The sequence below is a fragment of the Arthrobacter sp. Soil_C_49 genome, assembly GCF_057656635.1.
This window is the reverse complement of sequence record NZ_JBDGJZ010000022.1, coordinates 1-14,855: the sequence shown is the minus strand read 5'-3', so window position 1 is coordinate 14,855 and position 14,855 is coordinate 1. Positions and strand designations below refer to the sequence as shown.

11 protein-coding genes and 1 pseudogene are annotated in these 14,855 nt (G+C 65.2%); 8 read left to right on the top strand and 4 right to left on the bottom strand.

The features are described from left to right. The first annotated feature begins 14 nt into the window (after nucleotides 1-14). Both AC3A4Z_RS22255 and AC3A4Z_RS22250 read left to right on the top strand, forming a co-directional pair. Nucleotides 15-1,214 carry a TerC family protein gene (locus AC3A4Z_RS22255; RefSeq protein ID WP_498714424.1) on the top strand — a complete coding sequence of 400 codons (1,200 nt, stop codon included), beginning with the start codon at nucleotides 15-17 and terminating at the stop codon, nucleotides 1,212-1,214. 99 nt (nucleotides 1,215-1,313) lie between these two features. Further along, the gene (locus AC3A4Z_RS22250; RefSeq protein WP_498714422.1) at nucleotides 1,314-4,958 is read left to right on the top strand and encodes a TM0106 family RecB-like putative nuclease; all 3,645 of its coding nucleotides are present in this window, start codon (nucleotides 1,314-1,316) and stop codon (nucleotides 4,956-4,958) included. Nucleotides 4,959-4,991: 33 nt separating this feature from the next. On the opposite strand, the gene AC3A4Z_RS22245 is transcribed toward AC3A4Z_RS22250, so the two are convergent. The 3 genes from AC3A4Z_RS22245 to AC3A4Z_RS22235 form a co-directional block, all read right to left on the bottom strand. Then, the gene (locus AC3A4Z_RS22245) at nucleotides 4,992-5,321 is read right to left on the bottom strand and encodes an acylphosphatase (protein ID WP_498714420.1); all 330 of its coding nucleotides are present in this window, start codon (nucleotides 5,319-5,321) and stop codon (nucleotides 4,992-4,994) included. Nucleotides 5,322-5,470: 149 nt separating this feature from the next. Next, nucleotides 5,471-6,382, bottom strand: a complete 912-nt coding sequence (locus tag AC3A4Z_RS22240; protein WP_498714418.1) for a pullulanase X25 domain-containing protein — start codon at nucleotides 6,380-6,382, stop codon at nucleotides 5,471-5,473. 265 nt (nucleotides 6,383-6,647) lie between these two features. After that, nucleotides 6,648-7,709, bottom strand: coding sequence for an adenosine deaminase (locus AC3A4Z_RS22235; RefSeq protein WP_498714416.1), 1,062 nt, complete (start codon nucleotides 7,707-7,709; stop codon nucleotides 6,648-6,650). 48 nt (nucleotides 7,710-7,757) lie between these two features. On the opposite strand from AC3A4Z_RS22235, the gene uvrA reads away from it, so the two are divergent. Both uvrA and AC3A4Z_RS22225 read left to right on the top strand, forming a co-directional pair. Further along, nucleotides 7,758-10,331: an excinuclease ABC subunit UvrA gene (gene uvrA, locus AC3A4Z_RS22230; protein WP_498714414.1), complete on the top strand. Its 2,574-nt coding sequence runs from the start codon at nucleotides 7,758-7,760 to the stop codon at nucleotides 10,329-10,331. 170 nt (nucleotides 10,332-10,501) lie between these two features. Further along, entirely contained in the window at nucleotides 10,502-11,158 is a 657-nt protein-coding gene (locus tag AC3A4Z_RS22225) for a transglycosylase family protein (protein ID WP_498714412.1), read from the top strand. Nucleotides 11,159-11,324: 166 nt separating this feature from the next. On the opposite strand, the gene AC3A4Z_RS22220 is transcribed toward AC3A4Z_RS22225, so the two are convergent. Beyond that, entirely contained in the window at nucleotides 11,325-11,915 is a 591-nt protein-coding gene (locus AC3A4Z_RS22220; protein ID WP_050056157.1) for a hypothetical protein, read from the bottom strand. A gap of 155 nt (nucleotides 11,916-12,070) precedes the next feature. On the opposite strand from AC3A4Z_RS22220, the gene AC3A4Z_RS22215 reads away from it, so the two are divergent. The 4 genes and pseudogenes from AC3A4Z_RS22215 to AC3A4Z_RS22200 all read left to right on the top strand — a co-directional run. Beyond that, complete coding sequence (locus AC3A4Z_RS22215) at nucleotides 12,071-12,994, top strand: MSMEG_6728 family protein (protein WP_498714410.1); 924 nt, start codon at nucleotides 12,071-12,073, stop codon at nucleotides 12,992-12,994. A 3-nt stretch (nucleotides 12,995-12,997) separates the two neighbouring features. Further along, a complete protein-coding gene (locus tag AC3A4Z_RS22210) occupies nucleotides 12,998-13,858 on the top strand; it encodes an SDR family oxidoreductase (protein WP_498714408.1) in 861 nt (286 codons plus the stop codon). Between the two features lie 66 nt (nucleotides 13,859-13,924). Then, the gene (locus tag AC3A4Z_RS22205; protein ID WP_498714406.1) at nucleotides 13,925-14,317 is read left to right on the top strand and encodes a DUF1622 domain-containing protein; all 393 of its coding nucleotides are present in this window, start codon (nucleotides 13,925-13,927) and stop codon (nucleotides 14,315-14,317) included. A 98-nt stretch (nucleotides 14,318-14,415) separates the two neighbouring features. Further along, a pseudogene (locus tag AC3A4Z_RS22200) lies at nucleotides 14,416-14,855 on the top strand (hypothetical protein); the annotation flags it as partial.

Genomic DNA, 14,855 nt, shown 5'->3' with positions numbered 1-14,855 from the left:
GAAAGGCCCGCCGCGTGGAAGTACCTTCTTATGTCTGGACGCTGACCATTGCAGGGATTGTTGGCCTGCTGGCCTTCGATTTCTTTTTCCATGTGCGGAAGGCACACACGCCGTCGCTGAAGGAATCCGCCACCTGGTCCGCCATCTATGTGGGCATCGCACTGGTCTTCGGGCTGGGTGTGCTGATGTTCGGCGGCCCGACGATGGGCACAGAATATTTTGCCGGCTACGTCACGGAGAAGGCGCTCTCCGTGGACAACCTCTTTGTGTTCCTCATCATCATGGCCAGTTTCCGCGTGCCCCGTGCGGACCAGCAGAAGGTGCTGCTGTTCGGGATCGTTTTCTCGCTCATCGCCCGCACGGCATTTATCTTCCTGGGCGCCGCGCTGATCAACAGCTTTGCCTGGGTGTTCTACATCTTCGGGCTGATCCTGCTCATCACCGCCGGCAACCTGCTGCGCCCCAACAGCCACGACGACGACTCCGAAGGATTGGTGGTCCGGCTCGCCAAAAAGTTCCTGCCGGCGTCGGAACACTACGACGGCGACAAGCTCTTCACCATGGAGAACGGCAAGCGCGTCCTCACTCCGATGCTGCTGGTGATGGTAGCCATCGGCGGCACGGACATCCTCTTTGCGCTGGATTCCATTCCGGCCATCTTCGGCCTGACCCAGAACGTCTTTATCGTGTTTACCGCCACCGCGTTCTCCCTGATGGGCCTGCGGCAGCTGTTCTTCCTGATCGACGGACTCCTGGACCGGCTGATCTTCCTTTCGTACGGCCTGGCCGTCATCCTGGGTTTCATCGGTGTGAAGCTCATCCTTCACGCACTGCACGAGAACACGCTGCCGTTCATCAACGACGGCGAACACGTCAACGTGGTGGAAATCAGCACCGGGGTTTCCCTGAGCGTCATCCTCGGCGTCCTCGTGGTCACGGTGCTGGCATCCATTTTCAGCCCCAAGGGTAAGGCCAAGAACGCCGTCTCCGGTGCACGCCGGCACGCCGTGGAGTACCTGGACCTCAACTACGAAACGGACATGGTGGAGCGGGACAAGATCTTCGCCAAGATGTGCCGCGAGGAGAACCAGATCCGCAAGCTGCCGGAGAAGTACAAGAAGCTCGTCCGCAATGAGACCGAGTTCCTGGACCTGCTGCGGAAGGCTCACATCGAGCACGACAAAGCCCAAGTGCGCGCGGACGCAAAGGGCTGACCCGGCCAATTGTCGGTGCCCCTTGCTAGGTTAGGTTCATGGCCGGGGGAACCGTCCTTAGGCTAATGATCACAGCCCGGCTGTCGATGGGGAGGCCCTGTGTTTTTGCTCGAAGCTGCAGCTGCCGGCGCGCCGCAGGACCTGGTGTTTTCCGCCAGTGATCTGGTGGCAGCCAGCGAGTGTGAGTACCGCACGCTCCGGGTCCTGGACGAAAAACTGGGCCGTTGCCCCAAGGCCGAATTCGCCGCGGACGAGATGCAGGTCCGCGCCGGCGAACTGGGCGACAAGCACGAACAGACCGTCCTTGCCAGCCTGGTCGCCAAGTACGGCGAGTGGGATGCGAGCCGCGGTGCGGGTGTGTACTCGCTTGAGCGCGGGCAGAACTTGCGCGGGGAGCTCCAGGCCAAGCACGCGGAAACCGAGCTCGCGCTGCGCTCCGGTGCCGACGTCGTGTTCCAGGCCACCTTCTTCGACGGCGAATTCCTGGGTTACGCAGACTTCCTCGTCAATGAGGCGGCCGGTACCGGCAGTCCCGGGCGTTACGAAGTCTGGGACACGAAGCTGGCCCGGCATGCCAAAGTGGGCGCCCTGCTGCAACTCGCGGCATACGGGGACCAGCTCCTCGGGATGGGCCTGGATCCCGCCCCCACCGTGACCCTCGTGCTGGGAACCCGCGTGGGTGATGACTGGCTGCGCAGCAGCCACTCCCTTCCGGACCTGCTGCCTGTCTTCCGCGAACGACGCCGGCGCTTCCGCCAGCTCACAGCGGAGCACCGCGCTGCTGATACCACTGTGCAATGGCAGCAGGCCGGGATCGTGCACTGCGGCCGCTGCGACTACTGCGCCGAACAGGTACAGGAGCACCGGGACCTGCTGATGGTGGCCGGGATGTCGGTGGTGCAGCGCCGGAAGCTGCATGCTGCCGGAATCACCACCATCGACCAACTCGCAGCCATGCCCGCTGAGGAGGCGCGGAACTCGGTGGTCCGGCTCCGGGCGCAGGCGCGGATGCAGCTGGGCCTGGATGCAGCCGCCGGGTCCAGGACGTTCACCAAAGACGGCCTGCCGCACAGCGTTTCCTTTACCGTCCTGCCGGAGAACAGCATCGGGGCGCTCCCGGCGACGAGTCCGGGTGATATCTTCTTCGACTTCGAAGGCGATCCGCTCTGGCAGGACCCGGCAACTGGCGCGTGGGGTATCGAGTACCTCTTCGGGGTGATCGAGGCACCGGTTGCCGGGCGTCCCGGCGACCCTGTTTTCCGTCCCTTCTGGGCGCACTCCCGGTCAGAAGAGCGCCGGGCCTTCCTCGACTTCCTGGACTACGTGGAGAAGCGCCGCGCCCGCTATCCGGGTATGCACGTGTACCACTATGCCGCCTACGAAAAGACTGCCCTGCGGAACCTTTCCTTGGCGCACCAGGCCGGTGAGGATACCGTGGACACCTGGCTCCGCGAAGGCCTGCTCGTGGACCTCTACGCCACAGTGCGGCGATCCCTGCGCATTTCCGAAGCGTCGTACTCCATCAAGAAGCTCGAACCGCTGTACATGGGAGACAACCTGCGTTCAGGGGACGTCAAGGACGCCGGCGCCTCCGTGGTTGCCTATGCCGCGTACTGCGCGGCCCGTGATGCCGGGAACGAGGCGGAAGCGGCGGCAATCCTGGCGTCCATCTCGGACTACAACCGGTACGACTGCCTGTCCACGCTTCGTCTGCGCGACTGGCTGCAGGAGATTGCCGGGCCAGCCGGGACGACGCCCGCCGGAGCGGTTGTTCCGGGGACACGGGCCGGTTCATCAGCTGTGGCTGAATCGGATGAACGCCCGGCAGCACCGGACCGGGCTGCCGGGGCTGCTGAAACTCCCGAAGAGCGCCGGCTGCGCGAATACCTGGCCAGGCTGCCGGATAACCGCCCCTGGACCGATGACGAGCGCGCCATCGCCATGGTCGCCGCGGCTACCGGTTACCACCGCCGCGAACGCAAGCAGTTCTGGTGGCAGCACTTCGACCGGGTGGAAGCACCTATCGAGAACTGGTCGGACCAGCGGAACGTTTTTGTGGTGTCTTCGGCGGAAGTTACCTCGGAATGGGCGCTGGCCAAGCCGCGGGAACGCATGCGGACAAGGGTCCTTCGGCTGCGCGGCACCATGACGGAGGGATCGGACTTCAAAGCCGGCTCAAAGTGGTGCCGGCTCTACGATGCCCCTCCCCCTGAGGGGATGGCCGCTCCTGACGCCGCTCCCGGTTCGCGGGCCTATACCTTCGCGACCAGGATCAGTGAGGTGGCGCCTGCCCCTGACAATCCAGAGCACACCTTCATCACCATCACCGAGCGGGAAACCGGCAAGGTTGCCGCCTACCCGCATCTGCCGGTGGCGCTCACAGAAGACAAGCCGATACCCACGGACAGCATCGAAGCTGCCATCGCCGAAATTGCCGCCAGCGTCGGAGCGTCAGTGCCTTCGCTGCCCGGCCAGCCGGGACTGGACATCCTGCGAAAACAGCCCCCGCGCTTCCGGACCCTGCAGCAGCCCGTGGACGTCCCGCACGGGCCCGATGGTTCTGCGGACTACGCCGCGGCGATCACCGCATCTGTCCGCGACCTCGACCGCTCCTACCTCGCCGTCCAGGGTCCCCCCGGTACGGGAAAGACCTACGTCGGTGCCCACGTCATCGGCCGGCTGGTCGCTGAAGGCTGGAAAATCGGGGTTGTGGGGCAGTCGCACAACGTGGTCGAAAACCTGCTGTGCTGTGCCATCGCCCAGGGCGGGGTGGATCCGTCCAGTGTGGCCAAGAAGCTGGTGTCCCCGCACGATGTTCCGTGGCGGGCCACCGCCGAAGGCGACGTTGCACGGCTCCTGTCCTCGCCCGGCGGCTGCCTGGTGGGCGGTACCGCCTGGATCATGACGGGCAAGGAGGTGCCGGCCGGCGCACTGGACCTGCTGGTTATCGACGAGGCCGGGCAGTTCTCGCTGGCCAACACCCTGGCCGTATCCCGGGCGGCCAAGCGGCTCCTGCTGCTCGGCGATCCGCAGCAACTGCCGCAGGTCACGCAGGGGGCACACCCTGAGCCCGTGGACGAATCAGCGCTGGGATGGCTGGCCGCGGGCCACGCCACGCTGCCAGCGAATCTTGGCTACTTCCTCGCGGACAGCTGGCGGATGCATCCCGATCTGTGCCGCGCCGTCTCGCAGCTCAGCTACGAGGGGAAGCTTCAGGCTGCACCGGCGGCCTCGCTGCGCCAGCTCGAACAGCTGCCGCCCGGGGTGGAAACAGTCTTCGTCAACCACAGCGGCAACGCCACCGCGTCCAAAGAGGAAGCGGCTGAAGTGGTTCGCCAGGCGCGCCGGCATTTAGGGCTGAAGTGGACGCCCGGCCAGGACAGCGAGTCCCGTCCGCTCGGCCAGGAAGACCTGCTGGTAGTTGCCGCCTACAACGCCCAGGTCCACCTCATCCGGAAGGCCCTTGAGGAGGACGGCCTGGCGGACGTCCGGGTAGGGACCGTGGACAAGTTCCAGGGCCAGGAGGCGCCGGTGGTGCTTGTCTCGATGGCCTGCTCAGCGGTCAGCGAGGCACCCCGCGGCGCCGAGTTCCTGCTGAACAGGAACCGCATCAACGTGGCGGTCTCCCGTGGCCAGTGGCGGGCGGTGATCATCCGCTCCCCGGAGCTCACCAGCTACATGCCGCACCGGCCCGGGGCCCTGGAGGAGCTCGGCGCGTTCATCGGGCTGAGCCCAAGGGGATGAAGCCCGCCGTGATCGAACACATCCGTGGCGGTGTCAGCGGGCATTGAAGCCGCGAAAGGTTCCCTCAGCTTCGGAGATAAAGTCCTCCACCCGTTCCACCCTCCCGGGGGTCCGGTCCGAGTTCAGCCACTCCCGGAGTTCATGGACCTTCCACTGCGGCCCCTCGGCCACTACGGCGACCGAACCGTCGTCGAGATTTTTCACCTCGCCGCTAAGGCCCAGCTCTTCTGCCTTGCCCATGGTCCAGTAGCGGAACCCGACACCCTGCACCACGCCAAAAACGCGGGCAGTCAGCCGCACAGCCCCGGCACCCGCGTCTGGCGGATCAGGATCTTCGGACGGTGAACCTGCGTGCCTCGCCATAGGTGCTTTCCCCTCTTTCGCTGGCTTACGGGCCCAGGAATTCCCGCGGGCACCTGTCCAACAACCAACCCTCCCAACTGGTTCGAGTTAACGCTCCGAAAACGGGTTTTCGGAGCGTTAACTGTCAGTCAGTTGGGAGGGCGGAACGGTTAGTTGATGGTGATGTCGCGGGTGGTGTGGTTGTAGCGGATGGTGACGATGCCGCCGTCGTGGTACAGCTCGTGGTTCGGGCCATCGAAGGTGCCGAACGCGCCGTAGTTTTCGTCCCAGGACCGGTTCAGGGCGATCTTGAAGGTGTAGTGGCCCGCCGGCAGTTCCGCGCTCTTCTTCCACAGCTGGTCCAGGAAGTCGAACTCCATCTGGGCTTCGTCGTACTGCGGGGCCCAGTTCTCGGGCGCACCAAGGATGGTGTTGAAGTCGCCTGCAACAGCCACTGCCTCAGGCTGCGGGAGCGTCTCGACGTCCGCGTCCTCGAACTGCCCGGCAACGGCCGGTTCTTCAGTCTTCGCTGCTGACTTGCCACGCACTGCCTTCACCACCGGCTCAACAGCGTCTTCGATCACCTTGGCAGCCTTGCCCACGGCCGCCGCGGCCTTCTTGGCAGGCGTCTTCCGGGTGGTCTTCTTAGCTTCCGTCTTGGCTGCCGGCGCCGGAACTTCAGCAACAGCGGTGGTCTTGCGGACGAATCCTTCGGGAGCCGCGGGAACCGGGATGTCGGCAGGAACGGGAGTGCCGGCGTCGAGCGCGGTGGCAAAGGACACGGCGTCCGGGTAGGCCACCGTGGCGCGCATGCCGTCTTCGGTGATGGTCCAGCCGGAGCGGCCCTTGACCAGCCAGCCTGCCTTGACCAGCTTGGCCGTGGCGGAAGTCAGCGTCTTGTGCCCGCGGGGAATCCCGCCGCTGAGCAGTTCGGCTTCGTGCTCATTGAACGGCACGCGTGCCGTAGCCTCCGCGAGGACCTGCCCCGCGTTCAGTGCATCACCGGACCACACGCCTTCGGTCAGGACATCCAGCACGGTCTTGAGTCGAAGGAAGGTGTTTTCTGCGGTGGACTTGGCCATGATTCCCCTTTTATAAAAGCGATCGGTCTTAGGCATCTTGCCAACTGCCCGTTACATCGCGCGACTTGAAATGGTTAACTCTGCGTGTCGTGACCGACTATGAAGCGAAAGATACCAACAAGTGAGTCTGGAGTATCGGGTGTGGGGCCGGTTGCATAACCCCTGGAGTGATTCCACAGGTTCCGCCCTGCACCTCTCCGGACACGCCTGCGGCACCAAGTTTAGCGGCAAGTTGGCGCGGCTGTTGCCTGGGACACAGCGCACCTCATTGCGGCGCTTCGAGGCCGTTCAATTCAGCCAGCAACTCGGACTTCCGTTCTTCGCTCGCGAAGGACGAATGGATTGAGTGGGCGGCCAGCCGGGCCTTGTCGAAATCGGAGAGTTCGAACACTGCATCCAGCTGGCTGAAGTTGTCGTCCACATAGCCGCCGAAGTAGGCGGGATCATCGGAGTTGACGGAGACGTTCAAGCCCGCGGCGAGCATGGCCGGCAGCGGGTGGTCCGCCAGGGTGTCCACCGCACGCAGCCGGACATTCGACAGCGGGCAGACGGTCAGCGGGATCCGCGCGTCAACGAGCCGCTCCACCAGGTCGGGATCTTCCATGCAGCGAATGCCGTGGTCGATCCGCTCCACGCCCAGGATGTCCAGAGCCTCAACGATGTACGACGGCGGCCCCTCCTCGCCTGCGTGCGCGGTGAGGCGAAGGCCGGCTTCGCGTGCTTTGGCGTAGAGCCGCTCGAATTTCGACGGCGGGTTCCCCACCTCCGCGGAGTCGAGCCCCACCGCGCCGATAGGGGCGTTCATCGCCAGCAGGGCATCGAATACTTCCAACGCAGACTCTTCGGAGAGGTCCCGCAGGAAGGCTGCGATCAGCAGGGTGGAGATCCCGAACTCTTCCTGGGACGTGGCGAGGACGGAGGCGATGCCGTTGACGCAGGTCTCCAGCGGAATGCCGCGCGAGATGTGGGCCTGCGGGTCCATCATGATCTCGGCGTGCCGCACACCGGCAGCAGCCGCGCGCTCCAGGTAGGCGCGGGTCATGTCCGCGAAGTCCTGTTCGGTCTGCAGCACGGCCATGTTGGCGTAGTAGAGGTCCAAAAAGGACTGCAGGTCGGTGAACTCATATCGCGCCCGAAGCTCATCCAAGCCCGAGTACGGCAGCGTCATGCGGTTCCGTTCGGCCAGCGCAAAGATCAGCTCCGGCTGGAGGGTCCCCTCGATGTGAAGGTGCAATTCGGCCACCGGGAGGGGTTTGGCGGCGACCTCCAGCTCGGCTGTATCGGGCTCGGTTTCAGGCACGGCAGTGCTGCCCGCAAAGTTATCCATCCGGTCAGGATAATGCCCCGTCCCCTAAACGCCACTAGAGTCGAACCAATGCAGAACGCCAAGCACGCTGATGACCTGCAGTATCCGACTCCTGCCCACGCAGCCGACGGCTTTGTCCGGGTGCGCGGAGCCCGTGAAAACAATCTCCGCAACGTGGACGTGGATGTTCCACGGGACGCGATTGTTGCATTCACGGGGGTTTCCGGCTCCGGGAAGTCATCCCTGGCCTTCGGCACGATCTACGCAGAGGCGCAGCGCCGCTACTTCGAATCAGTTGCCCCTTACGCACGGCGCCTGATCCAACAGGGGCACAATCCCAAGGTGGAGCTGATCAGCGGCCTGCCGCCCGCCGTCGCACTCCAACAACGCCGCGGCGCCCCCAGCAGCCGCTCCACGGTGGGAACGGTCACTACACTCTCCAATTCCCTGCGAATGCTCTTTTCCCGCGCGGGCACCTACCCGGCAGGCAGCACCCAGCTGGACTCGGATGCCTTCTCCCCCAATACAGCAGCAGGGGCCTGCCCTGAATGCCACGGTCTGGGAACCGCGCATACCGTCACGGAGTCCTCGCTCGTCCCCGACCCGTCCTTGAGCATCCGCGACGGCGCCATCGCTGCGTGGCCCGGCGCATGGCAGGGAAAGAACCTGCGGGACATACTCACCCACCTGGGGTACGACGTCGACGTCCCGTGGCGCAAGCTGCCGAAGAAGCACCGCGACTGGATCCTCTTCACCGAGGAACAGCCCGTGGTTGAGGTGACCCCGCAGCGCGACCGGGTTGCCAAGCCTTACAAGGGTCGGTTCTGGAGCGCCAGGAGCTACGTGCTCCACACACTGGCAGACTCGCAAAGTGCATCGATGCGTGAACGGGTGCTTGCCTACATGGAGTCGGGCCCATGCCCGCGCTGTTCCGGCACCGGGCTGACTCCGCAGGCCCTGGCCGTCACGTTCGCGGGCAGGACCATCGCGGAGCTCAACCGCCTTCCCATGGCGGACCTTGCGGAGGTTGTCCGTCCCACCTCGGAGTTGCACGACGCCGGTACGGCCTCGCGCAGGCAGCTCACCGGAGAGTCGAACGAGGTTGCGGTGGCGATCACCCGGGACCTGCTCCAGCGGATCACTGTCCTGCTGGATCTGGGGCTCGGCTACCTGGCCCTGGGCCGGGCCACTCCGACGCTGTCGCCCGGCGAGATGCAGCGGCTCCGGATCGCCACACAGCTGCGTTCCGGCCTCTTCGGTGTGATCTACGTGCTGGACGAACCTTCGGCGGGGCTCCACCCGGCGGACGCCGAGCCCCTCCTGGACGTGCTGGAGCAACTGAAGTCGTCAGGCAACTCGGTGTTCGTGGTGGAGCACAACATGGATGTTGCGCGCCGGGCCGATTGGCTTGTGGACGTGGGTCCCCGCGCCGGTGAAGGCGGCGGCGAGGTGCTCTACAGCGGACCCGTTGCCGGGCTCGCTGACATCGATGCATCAGTCACCAGGCCCTTCCTGTTTGGCGACGCCTTGCCGCCGGTCCCTGATGCCCAGGGAGGGCAGGCACGGGAGCCCGGCGGATGGCTGGAACTGAAGGACGTCCGCCGGCACAATCTGCGCGGACTCGATGCGCGTTTTCCCCTCGGCGTTCTGACTGCCGTCACCGGCGTGTCCGGCTCGGGGAAGTCCACCCTGGTGAGCCGGGTGCTCGGTGAGGTGGTGGGTTCAGGACTCAAGTCCCCCGTTGCGGCAGGGGAAGACGGCGGCCCGTTGGCCTTGGGAACCGTTACCGGCAGCCACTTCATCGACCGCCTGGTGACAGTGGACCAGAAACCCATCGGACGGACGCCTCGTTCAAACCTGGCCACCTACACGGGACTCTTCGACGCGGTCCGCAAGGAGTTCGCCGCAACCCAACAAGCCAAAGACCGCGGCTTCGGTGCCGGCAGGTTCTCGTTCAACGTTGCCGGCGGCCGCTGCGAGACCTGTCAGGGCGAGGGCTTTGTGGCGGTGGAACTGCTTTTCCTGCCGGGCAGCTACGGCCCGTGCCCGGAATGCGGCGGGTCCCGCTTCAACCAGGAGACGCTTGAGGTGGAGTACCGGGGCAAGACTGTGGCCGACGTGCTGGCCCTGACGGTGGATGCTGCTGTGGAGTTCCTGGCCCAGGTCCCTGCCGCGGCGCGGAGCCTCAAAAGCCTCCATGATGTGGGGCTCGGCTATCTTCGCCTCGGGCAGCCGGCCACGGAGCTCTCCGGCGGCGAAGCGCAGCGGATCAAGCTGGCCACGGAACTTCAGCGCGCGCAGCGGGGGCACACCCTGTACCTGTTGGATGAACCCACCACCGGGCTGCACCCGGCGGACGTGGAGTTGTTGATGGCGCAGCTCCACGGTTTGGTGGATGCCGGAAACTCGGTGGTGGTTGTCGAGCATGAGATGGCGGTGGTGGCCGGAGCTGATTGGGTCATCGATCTCGGCCCGTCAGGCGGGGACAAAGGCGGGCAGATCATGGCCACCGGGACTCCGGCCGCTGTGGCGCAGTCCTCTGAAAGCCGTACAGCACCCTACCTGGCTGCTGCGCTCGGTCAGGAAACTACCAGGGAACGCCCAGAAAAATCTCGATTTGATAACGCCACTGCTATGTCCTAGCGTGAAATACATGCCCGGCCAGCGGGCGACATGAATGCCAGGTGCTGCCTCCACCAGAACTGCCCAGCAGGCAGCCACCGAAATTGACCTCTATTCGTCAGGGGCGGGCAGTGGCGCGATGATCTCCGGGGACGGAACCAGCGCAGGTGGCCTTCAGGAGCATAACCATCATGAACAACACCAAATTCCGTACTGCCGCGCGCCGTGGAGCCACCGTAGTGGCCATTTCAGCCGCAGGGCTTGCACTGTCGACAACGGCGGCCAACGCCACCACCAGCGCTTCAACCTGGGACGCCCTGGCACAGTGCGAGAGCGGGGGTAACTGGGCCATCAACACGGGCAACGGCTTCAGCGGCGGCCTCCAGTTCACCCCCAGCACCTGGGCAGCCTACGGCGGCACAGGCTCAGCCTCGGATGCCAGCCGTGAGCAGCAGATTGCCGTGGCTGAGCAGGTCCAGGCAGCACAGGGTTGGGGAGCCTGGCCCTCCTGCGCAGCCCAGCTGGGATTGAGCGGCGGAGCTACCGGGGTGGCACCGCAGAGTGTTCCGGTGCAGAGTGCTCCCGTCCAGGCGGCGCCAGTCCAGGCTGCCCCGGCGCAGTACGCCGCCGTCGAAGCGGCACCGGCCGCGGCTCCGGCCGCCAAGCACGTCACTGCCGTTGCCCTGAGCGGCGACACCTACACGCTCCAGGCGGGCGACACCTTGAGCATCGTGGCTGAAAAACTGGGGATCGACGGCGGCTGGCAGCACCTTGCCGACGCCAACCTCGATACCATTTCCGACCCCAACCTCGTCTTCGAGGGACAGGTCGTCCAGCTTCCCGCGTGATCACTGCCGCGACATTGCGCAGTGACCGAGGCCGGACGGCCTCCCCAAACAGGTCGGCGATAGACAAATTCCGTTGACCAAAAACGACGCCGGCGTGCCCCCAGAAGGGGCGCGCCGGCGTCGTACTTTTAAGGCTGCTGCAGACTCTTAAGGCTGCGACGGCTTCCTAGCTGCTGGCTGGAATCTCGCGGACGATCCGCACCTTCCAGGCAGACTCGTCGCTGGTGTCCAGGAGGGCAACGGTGCCGTGGGCCAGGTTGAGGGCGACGCGCTTGACCGCCAGGAGCTCCAGGTACAGGTGCTCGTTCATGCGGCTGGGGGTATCGATCATGTACTTCACGGCGTCGCGCACCTTGCGGTAGTTCGCGCTCTTCTCCCGGTGCATGTGCAGCTCCAGCGCCGACTGCTGCTTGAGGCGCGGCTCGTGCCGGTTCAGCAGGGTGACGGCGGTGTGCACAGCGACCACGAGGGCGAGCGAAACGCCGTAAATCCACCATCCGCTGGAGAGCAGGAACAGTGGAAGGTTGCCGATGGCCACGATCGCGATGATCACACGGAGGGCTGCGATCCGGCGGACCGTCCGGGCGACGGCGGCGATGCCATCGCGGAAACGGTGCTGGTCTTTCCGCGCAATCTCGGGGTCCAGGGTAAATTCGTCAAGGACCAGGATGCCCTTCGCTTCCGGACTCAGCATCTGCCCGTAGCGGGGCGCGAAGGAGTGGGGGATTCCGGCGGTTTTTTCAGGTGTTGATGTCATGAGTGGGCTTCCAAAACGGTGGGGTGTTGCGGAGATCTTAGTGGTTTTAAGCACGCGCTGTATGCATAGGTCCACTATGTGAACACTTCGGCGCCGCCTGTGTGGCGCCCGGCACTGTAATTGGCACATCCGCATGCTGCCGTCAGACTGAAGGGATGCAAACCTTCCTCCCGTACCCCGATTTCCGGCAGAGCGCCGCTGCCCTGGATACCGCCCGTCTCGGCAAGCAGCGCGTCGAAGCGCTCCAGACGCTGCGCGCCCTGGTGATTCCCGGATACGGCTGGCAGACCCACCCGGCGATCCGGATGTGGATGGGCTACGTGCCGGCCCTGACCATGTACGGGCTGGCGATGGTGGACGAATGGACCAAGCGCGGCCACCCGGATAAGACGCGGGAGAACATCACCGAGTTCGCGCCGCAGGCAGCCCACCCGGACTACGCCGCCAAGATTCCGATGCCGCCCTGGCTCGGGGATCCCGATTTCCACCTCAGCCACCGCTCCAAGCTGGTGCGCAAGGAACCCAAGTTCTACACCTCCGTATTCGAGGATGCAGTACCGGACATGGACTACATCTGGCCGGAGCCGAAGCACGAGTTCCTGCCGCAGGAACCCGAGGGGGACATTTTGTGGATCCTCCGTTCCCCGCATCACGACGTCGATCCCCAGACCCTGGACACGGTGGCGCTTCCGCCGGTGCATGGTTTCCCCGCTGCCGCGGCCGCCGGCTCGGACGAGCCCGAAGACGGGTACTCCCCTGTCTACATTGACGACGGGTCCCGCCGGCCGTCGAAGCAGCCGCGGAAGGCGCCGCCCAAGCCGCAGCAGAAGAAGCCCACCCGCAAGCGCCTGGCGCAGGAGGAAGCCTTCGCTACCCTCCCCGGGAAGACGCCCGTGGCCGTCCCGTTCGAACACGGCCACAAGTTTGCCGTGGGGCAGGTGGTGGGCCGGCCGATCACGCTGGACGACGGCAGGTTCGGCAGGAACTTCACGGTCACCGAGATCATTGACCGCTCCGCCTTCACCTACCCGGCGCTCCTGCAGGATCCACGCGTCTTCTTCCCGGTCGAGGCACCGTAGGCCATGACAATCCTCCTGGCCGGCTGCGGCGACCTCGGCACGGAAGCGGGCCTGCGGTTCGCAGCCCGTGGTCAGCGTGTGGTGGGGTGGCGCCGCTCCCCCACGAAACTGCCAGCAGACATCAAAGGTGTTGCGGCTGACCTTAGCGCACCCGACCTGCCGCCGGTTCCGGCAGACACCACCGCCGTCGTTATTGCCGTTGCAGCCGATTCCCCGTCAGAGGACGCTTACCGGGCCGCGTACGTGCGGGGCGTCAGCAACGTCCTGGACGCTTTGGAGCGAGACGGCGTGACGCCGGCCCGTGTGCTTTTTGTTTCCTCCACGGCCGTCTACGGCGACGCCGAGGGCGGCTGGGTCGATGAGGGTACGACGCCGGCTCCTGGCGGATTCTCCGGCCGAATCCTGCTGGAGGCCGAGGAACTGCTGCATGCGCGGTTCCGTGGGACAGGCACCACCAGCACCGCCCTCCGCCTGGGCGGCATCTACGGCCCGGGCCGGACCCGGTTGATTGACCAGGTACGCAGCGGTTCGGCCGTGGTTCCGGACGCGCCGCGTTACACGAACCGCATCCACCGGGACGACGCCGCCGCGGCAATTGTCCATCTGGCCACCATGAGTGCTGCTCCGGCTCCCGTCTATGTTGGTGTGGATGATGACCCGGCCGATCTCGGCGCTGTGCTGCGCTTCCTCGCCGCTGAACTGGGCCTCGCAGAGCCGCCCGTGGGTGACGCTGGACCTGCCCGCGGCGGAAACAAGCGCTGCAGCAACAAGCTTCTCCGAAGCACGGGTTTCGACTTCACGTTTCCGTCCTTCCGGGAGGGTTACCGGGACATTCTGGCCGGGAACGGCGCCCGCCACCCGTAGGCTGTCCCTTGAATGGCAGCTACTGAATGGCAGCTACCGTGACGTGACGCAGATGAGGCAGGGTACGTGGATTTTCGGCACATTATTGAGACGGTCGGCCAGTTCGTGGACTTTGCGGGCGTGGCCGTTATGGTCATCGGGGCCTTGATTTCCATCCCGTTGGCGGTCCGGGGCCACCAGCCTCGCAGGCTTCCTGCCGGTGCCGAAAAGCTGACTGTGTACCGTTCGTACCGGCAGTTACTGGGGCGGTCCATCCTGCTGGGACTCGAACTCCTGGTGGCGGCCGACATCATCCGCACCGTGGCCGTCACTCCCACCTTTGAGAGTGTGGGTGTCCTGGCCGTCATAGTGTTGATCCGGACATTCCTCAGCTTTTCACTGGAGCTGGAAATTACCGGGCGTTGGCCATGGGAGAAGGAGCCCAAGCCCGCTGATTCTGCTGAAGCTGCCGCTCACTAGTCCCTCCGTTTGGCTGCCGTTGCCGTTGGCATTTGAGGGTTTTCCACATAGCTTCTGTTCCATCCAGTTTTGTCAGTGCCCTCTGGCAGAGTTGACCTATGGAAGCCATTGGGGAACGGCCTGGGCAGTACGGCGGTAACGTCGTGGTGCTCGGACGGGCCGGGGTTGCTACCTCTGCCGCCCCTTTGGGCTTTGACGATCCCGCAACGGGCAGTTCCGGTGCTTTTGCCGCTTCCAGTCCTTCTGCACACACCGACTACGACGACGGCACCCGGCTGAGTCCCGGCTGGCGCCTTCACGCTGTGCCCGCGGAGCCCGCACAGGCCGATGCCGATTCAGCGGGGCCCGGAACAGGGCCCACGAATGGGGATTCCGCACCAGCCGCGTTCGCAGAGGCTGAATTCCAACCAGCGGGGTCACGGCAGGCTGATTCCGCAGTCGCCGGGCCCGCGGAGGCTGACTCCGCACCGACCGGACCCACTGGGCCTGCTTCAGCACTCGCAGGGCCCGCGACAGGGCCGGTTCCGGCAGATTCCCT